The following is a 13,859-nucleotide window of genomic DNA, read 5'->3' as shown; positions in this document are numbered from 1 at the left end:
TGGAGAACTTAAGATATGAATATGAAAAATAAGTTAATTAAAATATTAGTGCCTATTATATCAATAGTGTGTTCCTTTATAGTAGGAGCAATTTTGATAGCGAGTATTGGTGGTGATCCGGTGGAAGCATTTTCTTACTTATTAAAAGGTGCATTTGGAACCACATCAAATATCGGAGAAACATTTGTTAAGGCAACGCCTTTGATATTTACAGGACTTGCAGCAACATTTGCATATAAATGCGGTGTGTTTAATCTAGGTGCTGAAGGACAGTTTGTAATGGGAGCCGTAGCAAGTGTATGGGTATCAACAACATTTCTAAGTGTTCCTGCTCCATTATTGCTTGTTTTAAGTCTTACAAGTGGAGTAATAGCAGGCGGTTTATGGGGATTGATTCCCGGTATATTAAAGATAAAACGTGGATTAAATGAAATGATTGTAAGCATTATGTTAAATTATATTGCAGTGCTTTTTATGGGTTATTTATATTCAGGACCATTAAGAGATGGAAATCTTCCTCAGACAGCAGAAGTGGCTGTGAAACTTGGTCGAATATTTAGTGGCACAAGAGTACATGCAGGAATTTTAATAGCATTAGTTTTAACATTCGTTCTATATTATTTTTTGTTTCACACATCATTTGGATTTAAACTTCGTGCAGTTGGGTTAAATCCTACAGCAGCAGAATATAATGGTTTTCCTCTTAAGAAACTTATGTTGGCATCATTTGTAATATCTGGCGCAATCGCTGGATTGGGAGGTAGTGTAGAACTCCACGGAACACAATTTCGACTTATGTCAGGATTTGGCGTAGGGTATGGATTTGATGGTGTTGCAATCGCTTTGATTGGACAACTTAATCCGATAGGAACAGTACTTGTCGCATATTTATTTGCAGTACTTCGTAAAGGCGCAATTACTATGCAGGTTGGGACAGGAATGCCAACATCAGTGATTGATATCATCCAGGCACTTGTAATTGTCTTTGCAGTTGCTGGAAGTGCATTGACCAACTTACCAAAAGTAAAACAATTTTTCACTAACATTTCGCAAAAGTCTAAAAAGGAGGTGGAGTGATTATGGGAGCAATATTTAATTTGAATTTCACACAGGATTTGTTGTTATCAATGGTTCGCATGGCTACCCCCATCCTTATAGTAGCGCTCGCAGAATTATACTCTGAACGAGCTGGATTAGTTAATATTGGATTAGATGGAATTATGGCATTTGGTTCACTTGTTGGATTTCTTACTTGTTATATCACTGGAGACCCTTACCTTGGAATATTAGCAGGTGCGGTAGGTGGAGTTCTCATCAATATGGTTTATGCTTTTTGCACAATCACCTTGGGTGCGGAACAAATTGTTTACGGAATGGCAATCAATATATTTGCTCCGGCAATCGCTTCATTCATCTATAAAATTTACTTTGGGATTAATTCAGCCCTAATCACGAATACTTTAATGAGTGTAGTTCCGATACCAATTCTAAGCAAAATACCATTTTTTGGTAGCATTTTGTTTAATCATACACCAATTGTATACTTCGCATATTTACTAGTACCAATCACTTATGTGTTTTTTAATAAGACGAAAGCTGGCTTGAATTTCAAAGCAGTAGGAGAATTCCCTAAAGCTGCTGAGTCACTTGGAATAAATGTAATCGCTAAGAAGTATCTAGCATCAATTATTTGCGGTGCGCTTGCAGGAATCGGTGGAGCATATCTTACAACATGTTATATTAGTACCTATTCAGATGGCGTCGTTTCCGGACGTGGATTTATTGCATTATCAGCGGTAATATTTGGACGTTGGATGCCTGGTGGCGTTTTACTTGCAGCTTTGTTATTTGGATTTACAGATGCGCTTCAACTTCGTATGCAAGTTATGAGTTCTGGTACTCCATATCAGTTATTAGCAATGATTCCATACATTTGCACATTATTTGTTCTTGCATTTTTTGGTATCAAAAAAGCTGGACCAAAAGCGAATGGCAGACCTTATTTTAAGGAAGAAAGATAATTATAGAAGAAAGATAATTATAGAATAAAGATAGTTACAGGCAAAGCCTTGATTATAAATAAAATGAATTATTAGGAGGAAATTATTATGAAAAAGAGATTAATATCATTATTATTAATGACCGTAATGGTTGTTACAGGATTAACAGGTTGTGGTGTAGTGAAAAATGAAAGTGCAACTACAAGTGAGAAGACATATAAAGTTGCAATGATCTGTGATTCTTCAATTTCAGACGGCGGTTGGGGCGCAGCATGTTACAACGCAATGGTTGCTGCTGGTAAAGAAAATGGATTTGAAACACAATACACAGATAGTATTACTTCAGCTAATTTTGCATCTAGTATGAGAGCATACTGTGATTTGGGCTTTAATCTAATATTTGCTCCTGGAAATCAGTATACGGATGCTGTTAAACAAGTGGCAGCAGATTACCCTAATGTATATTTTGCATTATTAAACGGTACTGTTGAAACTGCAAATATTGCATCTATTTTACCAGATGCAAAGCAGATTGGTTACATGGCTGGTGCATTAGCTGGTCTTACAACAAAAACAAATAAAATTGGATTTATTGGTGGAATGGAATTAGATACAACAAAAGCAAAATTAGCATGCTATGAAGCTGCTGCAAAAATTGCTAATCCATCAGTAGTAGCATTCTCCGCTTATGCTGGATCATTTAGTGATACTGCAAAAGGTAAAGAAATTGCAAACTCTATGATTACAAATAACAATGTTGATGTATTCTTTGGTGATGCAAGTGCAGTAGATTCAGGCGCTCGTGAAGTATTAGCAACTTATAAAGATAGATTTGATATTGGACAACCAAGTGATTTGCTTGCAACACAAAAATCTGATGCAGTACTTTGTAGCGTTGTAACAGATAATGCAACAATGATCGGTCTTTGTATGAAAGACGTAAAAGCTGGCACATATGGCAACAAAACTGTTTATGGTAACCTTGCAAATGGTGCTTTAAGTGTTGGTACATTCGGAAGTGCTGTATCAGCAGATGTTAAGACCAAGTATTTAGCAATTGTTGAACAAATTAAAGCAGGCACATTTATTAAATAATACATGTAAGCCTAAATTATTACTTGCGGTTTAATTGAAAGCAATGTAATATAAATATATTATTTTATGACGGGATTCTTGAAGGATAAGTCGGCTTTTTAGACGGACATGCTTTTGAATCCCGTTTTTACTAGATTGCGAGGTTTGGGATGAAAGAAAAATTAGATACGATTTCAACAGAGGATAAAATTATTCAAGCAACACTTGATGTTATTGAGGAGAAGACGATTAGCGAGACTAGGATGCGTTGTATTGCAGATAAAGCGGATGTATATCAGTCAAATTTGCATTATTACTATAAGTCAAAAAAAGAACTTCTATTAGCAGCACAGAAAAAAGTCGCAAACCGTTGTTCTGAACTCAGACAGCAAGAAAAGAGTAAAGCTAAAGATACATTGGAAAGTCAACTTGATGTATTTTTACAGCAAAAATTAATTTTCATCAAAGAAGAACCAAAGTATGATTATGCAGAAATTGACTTTTGGATTCAGTCAAGAATTGATAAAGATTTTAAAGAAGAATTTAAACGGTCGTTTTATGGTTGGAGAAAAGAGCTACAAGATCTTATTGAAACTTATGCATTACATTTTGAGAAGGAAAAACAGATATTACTTGCAAGTGTTATAATATCACTTCTTGAGGGGGCAACGATACAGTATTTAGTTGATGCGGAAGCGTTTTCAGTCGATAAATATTTTGAATATTGTAAGCAATTAATTATTCATGAGATAAATGCTTAAGAGATATGAAATTTTGTTGGTATAAGTAAATGCTTATGGATGATTCCACAAATAACTGATAAAGAATATTACAAAAATCTAAAATTATGTTGATGGCAAATATCGAAATAATCTGTATTATGAACATATTAAAAGAATATGGAGGAATTTGATATGAAAAATGCGAAAAGAAGAATAAGTTCATTATTATTAGTATCGTTATTAGTAATCTGCTCAGCAATGGGACTTGTGGGGTGTTCAAGCGCAAAGGATGTAAGCAACACAACAGCAGATACAACATCAGTTGAAGCATCGCAGGTAGCTAAATTAGATAAGGCTACTATTTATGTATTTGTTGCAGCGAGTTTAAAAAACTCTATGACAACAATTCAAGAGATGTATAGCAAAGTTCAACCGAATGTAGCAATTGTACTTAATCCAGACAGTTCAGGAACTTTGAAAACACAGATAGAAGAGGGTGCTACATGTGATATCTTTTTCTCCGCTGCGATGAAACAAATGAATGACTTGAACACGGAAGGATACATTGAATCAACATCAATCGCAAAACTGCTTGAGAATCAAGTCGTTTTAATTAAACCTAAGGGTGGAACTACACTTGTAACAAGTTTTGATACGATTACAAAAGCTAAAAATATTGCACTTGCAGGAGAAGATGTTCCAGTTGGCGCGTATGCAAGAGAAATATTTACAAATCTAGGAATCTTAGATAAAGTAATGGCAATGGAAATCAATCAAGGTGCAAATGTTACAGCAGTTCTAGCCGCTGTAAGTGAAGGTAGTAATGAAGTCGGTGTAGTATATGCAACAGATGCAGCATCCGTTGCTAGCAAAATAGATATTATTGCAAGTGCTCCAAGTACAAGTCTAAAGACTCCAGTAATATATCCAGTTGGCCTAGTTAAAAATAAAAGTGCTAGTACAGCACAAACAGCAGCATCAAAAGATTTTATTTCTTATCTTCAGACAGATGAAGTGACAAGTATATTCAGTGGATATGGATTTAGTAAAGCAAAGTAGTTTTGGCTTGAGAGGAGGTATGCTATGAATGATATATTTAGTAACATCAATTGGAGTCCATTATGGATTTCATTAAAAACTGGTATTGTGGCAACAGTTATAGCATTTTTCCTTGGAATATTAGCAGCAAGGTTAGTTATGAGGTTAAACAGAACATTTAAATGGATATTAGATGGAATATTTACGCTGCCGTTAGTTTTGCCACCTACGGTAGCGGGATTTTTCCTGCTTCTATTATTTAGTGTGAGAAGGCCATTTGGTAAGTTCCTTTATATGCAATTTGACATCAAAGTAGTTCAGACGTGGACTGGATGCGTGATTGCTGCAGCTGTCATTGCATTTCCACTGATGTATAGGAATGCGAGGGCAGCTTTTGAGCAGGTTGATATAACGATGATCCAATCAGGAAGAACCTTGGGGCTTAGTGAAAGTAAAATATTCTGGAAAATAGTAATGCCAATTGCATCACCAGGTATTGCTTCAGGAACAATTTTAGCATTTGCAAGGGCATTGGGCGAATACGGAGCAACTTCAATGTTAGCTGGTAATATACTTGGAAAAACCAGAACAATAGCAGTCGCAATTGCATCAGAGACATCCGCAGGAAATTACGATACAGCAGGAATGTGGGTTGCAATTATTGTGGCGATGTCATTTGTAATCATATTATCTATCAATATGATTTCTGGCAAGGGAATGAAGAATATAAGGCAGTGGTAATTGAAACTTCGGCGGCTATGAAGGCAATGGTCTGATAAAAAATGGATCGGAAGGCGTTGAGTAACCTAGAATTATCACTTTGCCTTTGCTGTATATATCCTTTTATGTAAGTTACTAATGTATTCATTTTATGCTAAAAGCAAGATATAAAGTTCTAAACTCCTCACTTCGTTCGTCAGACAGTAGAACTTTATATCTTAACGCATGAAATGAATGCATAAGTAACTTATCATAACGTCAAATATACAGCAAAGGCAAAGTGATAATTCTAGGTTACTTGAAGTTTATCGAGGTGGATTTTATCAGGCGAGTTAATGGGTTAAAGTGCGAAATTTGAATTACGCACATTAGGGCGGAAAAGAAAAAAAACAACAACAAGTGCAAATTATTTATAGACGTTTTTGGAACAATTCAAATGGCTCAAAGAGAAATACAAAGTAAGAAAAAAGAGCAAGAAAAAAGAGCAAGAAAAAAGCAAGGGAAAGAGCAATAAAAGAACGATAAAGGAACAATACAAGAGTTGAGAAAAGTTAGCTAAGATAGGCGAGCTAAAAATTGAAGAAGAGAAAAATATAAGAAAATATAAAGAAACAAAAGAAAACATAAGAAAATATATACTGTGGGTTTTCGGGAAGGAGTATGTATGGGGCTTGAGGTGGATATTAAGAAGAAGATTGGGAAATTTGAGCTGAATGTGAAATTTGATGCAGACAGTAGGAGTCATATAGGAATTCTTGGTGCAAGTGGTTGTGGGAAAAGTATGACTTTAAAATGTATTGCTGGAATTGTGAAGCCGGATGAAGGCAGAATCGTACTGAATGGGAAAGTATTATTCGACTCTAAGAAGAAGATTAATCTTGCTCCACAGAAGAGGAAAGTGGGATATTTATTTCAGAACTATGCATTATTTCCGAACATGACAGTGGAGAAAAATATAGCGATTGGAATTCGGGATATAAAGGATAACATAAAAAATAAGACAAAAAAGAACATAAAGAATGATACAAAGAATGACATAAAGAGTGACACAAAAAATGATACAAACAGTAATGGCAGGAAAAAAGAAATTGTGAGGGCACTAGTTGTAAAGTTTCAGCTGGAAGGTTTAGAGGAAAGATACCCATCAGAATTGTCAGGTGGTCAGCAACAAAGGGTGGCACTTGCAAGGATGCTTGCGAATGAACCAGATATCATTATGCTTGATGAACCATTTTCTGCATTGGATAGTTTCCTAAAGGATGAGCTTCAAAGAGAAATGTTTAATATTATGAAAGAATATGATGGTGAAGTACTTATGGTTTCCCATAGCCGCGATGAAGTATTTAAACTTACGGAGAAACTCGTCATAATGGATAGTGGTAAAATAATTACATATAATGAGACAAAAAGAATGTTTGAGAACCCAGAATACATTGAAGCTGCTAAACTTACAGGCTGTAAAAATATATCGAAAGCAATCAAAATAGATGATTATCAGATTAATGCTACTGACTGGAATGTAGCATTAAATACGGTTCAGAAGGTTCCTGATAATATCGCTTATGTTGGTATTAGAGCACATCATGTAGAAATAGATAAAAGTGCTAAGAGTATTAACAAACTATCAGTAAATGTAGTAGAGATGTCAGAGCAACCATTTGATACGAATTATATAGTGAAAAATTCAACTGGTTGCAGTGGTGAAATCTGGATCAAGGTGTCCAATGCGAATATTGGAGTGGTTGATCCATTTGAGGAGATTCAAACCATAATAATACCACCAGAAAGGTTACTTTTACTAATCTAATGAACAAATTGATGTATAAAATGAATGGTTTTACTAAGTTTTTGTATATTTTAGTGTATTGTAAAAGATTTAAAATAACATATAATTTAAACATAGAACTTGAGAACAATTCGACAAAGACGTTGAAAGGAGAAATCCTTTTGACGTCTTTTTTCATCTAACCGGTAGTGAAGATAGAATTCGCCAAGTTTGTAACATTGCAAAAAAAAAATAACCAGATTTGAACAAAAAGGAGGATAACATTATGAGACAAGTTGCTATTTATGGTAAAGGTGGTATTGGAAAATCAACTACGACACAGAATCTTACAGCAGGTTTAGCTGAAATGGGTAAAAAGATATTAATCGTTGGATGTGACCCTAAAGCAGATTCAACAAGATTGGTACTCGGAGGTTTAGCTCAAAGAACGGTACTTGATACATTAAGAGAAGAGGGAGAAGATATCGATCTCGACTTGATTTTGAAAGAAGGGTATGGCGGAATCAAGGGCGTTGAGTCAGGTGGTCCAGAGCCAGGTGTTGGATGTGCAGGTCGTGGTATTATTACTTCAATCAATTTACTTGAACAATTAGGCGCTTATGAAGACGACTTAGATTATGTATTCTACGATGTACTTGGTGATGTTGTTTGTGGTGGTTTTGCAATGCCAATTCGTGAAGGTAAAGCAAAGGAAATCTACATCGTATGTTCAGGTGAGATGATGGCGCTTTATGCAGCTAATAATATATCAAAAGGTATTTTGAAATATGCTAACACAGGTGGATGTAGACTTGGTGGACTTATCTGTAATTCAAGAAACGTTGATGGAGAAAAAGAACTTGTAGAAGCAGTTGCAGCACAAATTGGAACAAAAATGATTCATTTTGTACCTAGAGATAATGCAGTACAAAGAGCTGAGATTAACAAAAAAACTGTAATTGAATATAGCCCAGAAGTACCACAGGCAGATGAATACAGACAATTAGCAAAAAAAGTAGATGATAATGATATGTTTGTTATTCCCAAACCAATGAAAATTGAAGAATTAGAAGCAATCCTTATGGAACATGGAATGATGGATTTATAAAAAATAAAATTATATTAAAGGAGGTATTTTTATATGTTGATGATTCGTGCAATTATAAGACCTAATCAAGTGGGTATCGTTTTATCAGAATTATTATCAGGTGGTTTCTCAGCAGTAACAAAAATGGACGTTTTTGGACGTGGAAAACAAAAGGGCGTTAAAGTTGGAGACGTATTTTATGATGAAATTCCGAAAGAGATGTTGTTGATGGTAGTAAAAGATGAAGATAAAGACGATGTTGTAAAAATAATCATGAAATATGCTAGAACTGGTGAAAACGGCAACTATGGTGATGGTAGAATTTTCGTTAGCCCGGTTGAAGAAGCTTATACAATTAGTACAAAAACTGCTGGATTATAGGAGGAACATTATGAAAGAAATAATGGCAATGGTTCGATTGAATAAAGTTACTGAAACCAAAGAAGCCTTAGCAGAAGTAGGATTTCCGGCATTTACATGTAGAAAAGTAATGGGAAGAGGCAAGAAATCGATTGATCCAGCATTGATTCAAATGATCCTCGATGAGGGTGCACTTCCTGTTTCATCAGTAGGTGAATACTTTACTGAAAATGCAAGATTAATTCCGAAAAGATATTTTACGCTAATTGTTCAAGATGGTGATGTTTCTAAAGCAGTTGATACGATTATTGAAGTTAATTCAACTGGGAATCCAGGTGATGGGAAAATATTTATATTACCAATATGTGAATCAATCCGTGTTAGAGATGGCGAAGCGCAAAAAGATTCAGAGGCATATTAAGTAGGAGGTGACAAAAATGAGTTCAGTAAGAGATCATGTTCTGGATCAGTATAGTTCCAGAGTATATAAAAATAGAAAAGAGCATGTTATTACAGTTGGAGAGAACGAAACCGATGTAGTGGCAGCAAATACAAGAGCAATCCCGGGAATTATGACACAAAGAGGTTGTTGTTATGCAGGGTGTAAAGGCGTTGTTTTGGGACCAATCAAGGATGCACTTATTATTGTCCATGGTCCTATCGGTTGTTCATACTATGCATGGGGAACAAGAAGACACAAAGCATTTGCAGATGAGCGCGATGGCGAAAATGCAGATTGCTATCTTGAATATTGTTTCTCAACGGATATGCAGGAGGCCGATATTGTATTTGGCGGTGAAAAGAAATTAAGAAAATCAATTACAGAGGCGATGGAAATATTTCATCCAACAGCTATATTTATATGTTCAACATGCCCAGTTGGTCTTATCGGCGATGATATTCACGCTGTGGCAAAATGGGCAACAGAAGAATACAAGATCAAATGTATCGGATTTAGTTGTGAAGGTTATAAAGGCGTAAGTCAGTCAGCTGGACATCATATTGCTAATAATCAGTTGATTAGATATGTAATTGGTACTGGTGACAGAGCTCCAAAACAAAAATATAGCGTTAATATTCTTGGCGAGTATAATATTGGTGGAGATGGCTGGGAAGTTGAGAAACTACTTAAGAGATGCGGAATTGAAGTCGTATCAGTATTTACTGGTGGTAGTAGTTATCGTGATATCAAGAATTCACATTTAGCAACGCTTAATCTTGTGCAGTGTCATCGTTCAATCAACTATGTAGCAGAGATGATGTATGACAAATATGGTATTGACTGGATTAAAGTTAACTTTATAGGTATTCAATCAAGTAAAGAATCACTTAGAAGCATTGGGGAATATTTTGGCGATGAAGCGCTTAAAGCTAGAATTAATGAAGTGATTGCTGATGAAATCTCCAATGTATTTGATGAAATGCAGTATTTTAAGAGTAAACTCAAAGGCAAAACAGCAGCATTATATGTAGGCGGTTCACGTTCTCATCATTATCAACTTTTATTAAAAGATTTTGGAATCAGTACAGTATTAGCTGGTTACGAATTTGCACATAGGGATGATTATGAAGGACGTGAAGTAATACCAACATTAAAAACGGATGCAGATAGCAAAAATATTGAAAGCTTGACAGTTGAGCCAGATCCAAAGTTCTACAGAGTTAATCTATCAGATGAGCAAAGAAAAGACCTTGAAGAAAAAGGCATTAAGCTCAATTATTATGAAGGTATGATTAAAGGAATGGATCCAGGAGCAATCATCACAGATGATTTAAATCACTTTGAAACAGAAGAGTTTTTAAAGATTTTAAAACCAGATATTTTCTTATCAGGTATCAAAGATAAATTCGTTGTACAAAAGAGCGGTATTATGGCAAGACAGCTACATTCTTATGATTATAGTGGACCATATGCAGGATTCCATGGTGCAGTATTATTTGGTCGCGACCTGTTTATGGGATTGTCTACACCAGCATGGGGCCTTGTAAAGGCACCTTGGAAAAAAAGACCAAGTTTAGAAGGAACATTAGGAGGTGAGGAATAATGCTTAATTACACACCAAAAGAAATTACAGAAAGAACAGCATTAAGAATTAATCCTTGTAAGACCTGCCAACCAGTTGGTGCTATGTATGCAGCATTAGGCGTTCACAAGTGTCTTCCTCATAGTCATGGTTCACAAGGTTGTTGTGCCTTTCATAGAATGTATTTAACAAGACATTTTAAAGAGCCAGCAGTTGCAACATCTAGTTCATTTACAGAGGGTTCATCTGTATTTGGCGGTGGTAGTAACTTAAAAACAGCCATTAAAAATATTTTTGATTTATATAATCCAGATATGATTGCAGTCCATACTACATGTCTTTCAGAGACAATTGGAGATGATTTGAATGCATTGATTCAAGACAATCCAGTAGCAGAGGGCAAGTATGTTGTTCATTGCAACACACCAAGTTACAAAGGTTCACATGTTACAGGATTTACGAATATGGTATCCGGATTCGTTAATTATCTTTCTGTTAAAACAGGTACGCCGAATGGAAAAGTTTGTCTTATGCCAGGTTTTGTAAATCCAGGTGATATGAGAGAATATAAGAGATTAATGAAAGCAATGAAGGTTGAATTTACAATGTTACCAGATACAAGTGGAGTCCTAGATACACCTATGACTGGAAAATACAACATGTTTCCAGAAGGTGGAACTAAGATTGATGATATTAAAGGTCTTGGCGATTGCATCAAAACAGTTGCACTAGGCATCCAGACTTCAGAACCATCAGCTGAAACACTTAAGAAAAAATGTGGTGTTGAATTCAAAGCACTACCATTGCCAATGGGTGTTGAAGCAACTGATGAATTTATAATGACTTTAGGCGATATTTCAAAAGAAGAAGTACCATTTGAGATTGAAGAACAAAGAGGTCAACTTGTTGATATCATGCTAGATATTCATCCATATACCTATGGAAAAAAAGTAGCTATCTATGGTGATCCTGATACCGTTCTTGGTATTGCAGCATTTGCATTGGAATTAGGAATGATTCCTAAGTATATGTTAACAGGTACACCAGGAGTTGCGTTTGAAAGAAGTGCAAAAGAATTATTAGCAAAGTATGCAGTTGAAGATTGTACATATAAGGCTGATGCAGATCTATTCTTACTTCACCAGTGGATTAAAAATGAAGGCGTTGATTTACTAATCGGTGGAACATATGGCAAGCATATAGCAAGAGCTGAAGATATTCCATTGGTAAGAATGGGCTTCCCAATTATCGACAGATACATTCATTCATATATGCCTTTAGTAGGCTACAAAGGCGGAATCAGGATGGCTGAATTAATCGGTAATGCATTAATGGATTATCAAGATTCTCATTGTGATGAAAAAGATGTTGAAATTGTTATGTAAGTGTTGTATTATAAATCTAGAGAAATTAGGAATATAATTGAATAACAGTTAATAGTTATAGTGTGCACATTATTTTTTTATATAGAGCATATGACAAAGATGTCAAATCATCTTGTCATGTGCTCTTTTTTTGCTTTATTTATTTAATTTAATCGGTTGGTAACTATTCAGGTATTGAACAGTTACAGTAGTTGTACATTAAAATATACGGTAAAGGAAGTGATTATATGGGAATAACTGAAGTGAAAGTAGCTGAAGTAAAAGTAGCTGAAGAAAAAGTAACTGAAGTAGAAGCGTCTGAAGAAGAATTAAATAACAGTAGCGGCATACTTGAAGAAAGAAAGCAGTCAATCCGCTTAAAAAGTGATGCTGACCTTTGCGGAGGTGGAATCAGATGCGATTCTGACAGTGTTTCCGGTGCCGTTAGCCAACGAGCTTGCGTATATTGTGGTGCTAGAGTTGTACTGAATCCTATTACTGATGCATTTCATATCGTACATGGGCCAATCGGATGTGCAAGCTACACTTGGGATATAAGAGGAAGTCTTACAAGTGGAGATGATATATTTAGAAATAGTTTTTCAACTGATCTTAGAGAGCAGGATATTATATTTGGTGGTGCCAAAAAGTTAGAAGCTGCAATTGAAGAACTCGCAAAAACACATCATCCGAAACTGATATTTGTTTATGCGACCTGCATTGTAGGTGTTATCGGAGATGATGTTGAAGCGGTATGTAAACAAATGTCAGAAAAATACGACATGCTTGTAATTCCTGTAAAATCTCCTGGTTTTTCTGGAAATAAAGCTACGGGATATAAAATGGCTTGTAATGCAATTATGCAAATTATAACAAAATATAGAGATCAGCCCAAAGTGAAAGGGATTAATATCCTTGGTGACTTCAATTTGGCTGGCGAAATGTGGATCATTAAGAATTACATGAAAAAAATTGGGATTCACGTTTGTACAACATTCACTGGTGACTCAAGCCTTGAGACTTTAAAGCTGGCACCTTCAGCTACGCTTAATGTAGTACAGTGTGCTGGATCAAGTGTATATCTAGCAAATCGAATGGAAGACGAGATGGGTATACCATTTATCAAAGTTAGCTTTTTTGGCGTTGAGGATACAACAAGCTCATTAATTAGAATTGCAGAGGCACTTGGAGATGAAGAAGCAAGACTAAAAGCAATTAAGTTTTGCAAGGAAAAAACGGAAGAGATTGAAGCTACCATTGAGATGTATAAGAAGAATTTAATTGGTAAGAAGGCAGCAATATATGTAGGTGGTGGATTTAAGGCTATATCACTTATCAAACAATTCAATGCACTAGGAATCAAATCAGTAGTTGTAGGTACACAATCCGGAAGAAAAGATGAATATGAAATTATAGAAAATATTGTTGATCAAGATACAGTAATCCTAGATGATGCCAATCCAGCTGAACTTGAGAAATATATGAAAGAAAAAGGTGTTGATATCTTAGTTGCTGGTGTTAAGGAGAGACCACTTGCATATAAATTAGGTATCGCATTTTGCGATCATAATCACGAAAGAAAACATCCACTTGCAGGATTTGAGGGCGTCGTTAATTTCGTACAAGAAATTAATGAAAGTATTAATAATCCAGTATGGCAGTACGTTAGAAATAATAAAAAATAAGGTGGAGAAGAGGTAATCAT

General features: G+C 35.3%; 13 protein-coding genes. All 13 read left to right on the top strand.

Translation table 11 applies throughout. The features are described 5' to 3' along the window. Positions 1–15: 15 nt before the first annotated feature. The gene (locus BMY18_RS15535; RefSeq protein WP_092455707.1) at positions 16–1,077 is read left to right on the top strand and encodes an ABC transporter permease; all 1,062 of its coding nucleotides are present in this window, start codon (positions 16–18) and stop codon (positions 1,075–1,077) included. Between the two features lie 2 nt (positions 1,078–1,079). Further along, the gene (locus BMY18_RS15530) at positions 1,080–2,021 is read left to right on the top strand and encodes an ABC transporter permease (protein ID WP_092455705.1); all 942 of its coding nucleotides are present in this window, start codon (positions 1,080–1,082) and stop codon (positions 2,019–2,021) included. Between the two features lie 87 nt (positions 2,022–2,108). Continuing rightward, a complete protein-coding gene (locus BMY18_RS15525) occupies positions 2,109–3,095 on the top strand; it encodes a BMP family protein (protein ID WP_092455703.1) in 987 nt (328 codons plus the stop codon). Positions 3,096–3,244: 149 nt separating this feature from the next. Continuing rightward, a complete protein-coding gene (locus BMY18_RS15520; protein WP_092455701.1) occupies positions 3,245–3,835 on the top strand; it encodes a TetR/AcrR family transcriptional regulator in 591 nt (196 codons plus the stop codon). A 153-nt stretch (positions 3,836–3,988) separates the two neighbouring features. Continuing rightward, complete coding sequence (modA, locus tag BMY18_RS15515) at positions 3,989–4,855, top strand: molybdate ABC transporter substrate-binding protein (RefSeq protein WP_092455699.1); 867 nt, start codon at positions 3,989–3,991, stop codon at positions 4,853–4,855. A 24-nt stretch (positions 4,856–4,879) separates the two neighbouring features. Further along, complete coding sequence (modB, locus tag BMY18_RS15510; protein ID WP_092455696.1) at positions 4,880–5,575, top strand: molybdate ABC transporter permease subunit; 696 nt, start codon at positions 4,880–4,882, stop codon at positions 5,573–5,575. Between the two features lie 643 nt (positions 5,576–6,218). After that, positions 6,219–7,361 (top strand): sulfate/molybdate ABC transporter ATP-binding protein, encoded by a 1,143-nt coding sequence (locus BMY18_RS15505; RefSeq protein ID WP_092455694.1) that lies wholly within the window; start codon positions 6,219–6,221, stop codon positions 7,359–7,361. A 244-nt stretch (positions 7,362–7,605) separates the two neighbouring features. Then, positions 7,606–8,427, top strand: coding sequence for a nitrogenase iron protein (gene nifH / locus BMY18_RS15500; protein WP_092455691.1), 822 nt, complete (start codon positions 7,606–7,608; stop codon positions 8,425–8,427). Between the two features lie 33 nt (positions 8,428–8,460). Beyond that, complete coding sequence (locus BMY18_RS15495) at positions 8,461–8,787, top strand: P-II family nitrogen regulator (protein ID WP_092455689.1); 327 nt, start codon at positions 8,461–8,463, stop codon at positions 8,785–8,787. A 10-nt stretch (positions 8,788–8,797) separates the two neighbouring features. Further along, positions 8,798–9,187 carry a P-II family nitrogen regulator gene (locus BMY18_RS15490; RefSeq protein WP_092455687.1) on the top strand — a complete coding sequence of 130 codons (390 nt, stop codon included), beginning with the start codon at positions 8,798–8,800 and terminating at the stop codon, positions 9,185–9,187. A 16-nt stretch (positions 9,188–9,203) separates the two neighbouring features. After that, positions 9,204–10,811 carry a nitrogenase component I subunit alpha gene (locus BMY18_RS15485; RefSeq protein WP_092455685.1) on the top strand — a complete coding sequence of 536 codons (1,608 nt, stop codon included), beginning with the start codon at positions 9,204–9,206 and terminating at the stop codon, positions 10,809–10,811. Further along, positions 10,811–12,175: a nitrogenase molybdenum-iron protein subunit beta gene (gene nifK / locus BMY18_RS15480; RefSeq protein ID WP_092455683.1), complete on the top strand. Its 1,365-nt coding sequence runs from the start codon at positions 10,811–10,813 to the stop codon at positions 12,173–12,175. Before BMY18_RS15485 ends, nifK begins: the two co-directional genes overlap by 1 nt. 227 nt (positions 12,176–12,402) lie before the next feature. Beyond that, positions 12,403–13,839, top strand: coding sequence for a nitrogenase iron-molybdenum cofactor biosynthesis protein NifE (gene nifE / locus BMY18_RS15475; protein ID WP_092455681.1), 1,437 nt, complete (start codon positions 12,403–12,405; stop codon positions 13,837–13,839). Positions 13,840–13,859: the final 20 nt, after the last annotated feature.

The organism is [Clostridium] fimetarium (assembly GCF_900111235.1).
Lineage (GTDB): Bacteria > Bacillota > Clostridia > Lachnospirales > Lachnospiraceae > Clostridium_N > Clostridium_N fimetarium.
Note: the sequence above shows the minus strand (reverse complement) of the source record. Positions and strands in the feature narration are given on the sequence as shown.

What these genes read in the sequence shown, in the direction of transcription:
- BMY18_RS15535 (WP_092455707.1), top strand. Translation starts at nt 16, where the DNA reads ATGAATATGAAAAATAAGTTAATTAAAATATTAGTGCCTATTATATCA.
- BMY18_RS15530 (WP_092455705.1), top strand. Translation starts at nt 1,080, where the DNA reads ATGGGAGCAATATTTAATTTGAATTTCACACAGGATTTGTTGTTATCA.
- BMY18_RS15525 (WP_092455703.1), top strand. Translation starts at nt 2,109, where the DNA reads ATGAAAAAGAGATTAATATCATTATTATTAATGACCGTAATGGTTGTT.
- BMY18_RS15520 (WP_092455701.1), top strand. Translation starts at nt 3,245, where the DNA reads ATGAAAGAAAAATTAGATACGATTTCAACAGAGGATAAAATTATTCAA.
- modA (WP_092455699.1), top strand. Translation starts at nt 3,989, where the DNA reads ATGAAAAATGCGAAAAGAAGAATAAGTTCATTATTATTAGTATCGTTA.
- modB (WP_092455696.1), top strand. Translation starts at nt 4,880, where the DNA reads ATGAATGATATATTTAGTAACATCAATTGGAGTCCATTATGGATTTCA.
- BMY18_RS15505 (WP_092455694.1), top strand. Translation starts at nt 6,219, where the DNA reads ATGGGGCTTGAGGTGGATATTAAGAAGAAGATTGGGAAATTTGAGCTG.
- nifH (WP_092455691.1), top strand. Translation starts at nt 7,606, where the DNA reads ATGAGACAAGTTGCTATTTATGGTAAAGGTGGTATTGGAAAATCAACT.
- BMY18_RS15495 (WP_092455689.1), top strand. Translation starts at nt 8,461, where the DNA reads ATGTTGATGATTCGTGCAATTATAAGACCTAATCAAGTGGGTATCGTT.
- BMY18_RS15490 (WP_092455687.1), top strand. Translation starts at nt 8,798, where the DNA reads ATGAAAGAAATAATGGCAATGGTTCGATTGAATAAAGTTACTGAAACC.
- BMY18_RS15485 (WP_092455685.1), top strand. Translation starts at nt 9,204, where the DNA reads ATGAGTTCAGTAAGAGATCATGTTCTGGATCAGTATAGTTCCAGAGTA.
- nifK (WP_092455683.1), top strand. Translation starts at nt 10,811, where the DNA reads ATGCTTAATTACACACCAAAAGAAATTACAGAAAGAACAGCATTAAGA.
- nifE (WP_092455681.1), top strand. Translation starts at nt 12,403, where the DNA reads ATGGGAATAACTGAAGTGAAAGTAGCTGAAGTAAAAGTAGCTGAAGAA.